Annotated in this window: 1 pseudogene; it reads left to right on the top strand. The window is 69.7% G+C overall.

Annotation, left to right across the window (positions count from 1 at the left end):
• Positions 1-300, top strand: a pseudogene (locus E5W87_RS35755) (oxidoreductase); the annotation flags it as partial.

The following is a 300-nucleotide window of genomic DNA, read 5'->3' as shown; positions in this document are numbered from 1 at the left end:
GGCCGACAGGTCGAGCGCGACTGGCGCGTCGACGCCAAGGCGGTGGTGCTGGCGACCGGCGGGTGTGCCTTCCGCGAACGCATCCTCGGCTCGACCGGGCTGACCGGTGACGGCTGCCTGATGGCGGCGGAAGCCGGCGCTAGCCTGTCGGGCATGGAGTTCACCGGCAAATACACTCTGGCGCCGCATGGCTCATCGCTGAACAAAGGCCTGCCGTTTCGCTGGGCTTCGTTCCACCGCGAGGATGGATCTGCGATCCTCGGCCCGACCGGCGAGCCGCTCCGCAACGGCATCGGCGAC

The sequence above is a fragment of the Mesorhizobium sp. genome (genome assembly GCF_004962925.1).
Lineage (GTDB): Bacteria > Pseudomonadota > Alphaproteobacteria > Rhizobiales > Rhizobiaceae > Mesorhizobium.
The sequence above is the reverse complement of the archived record's forward strand: the minus strand, read 5'-3'. Positions and strand labels throughout refer to the sequence as shown.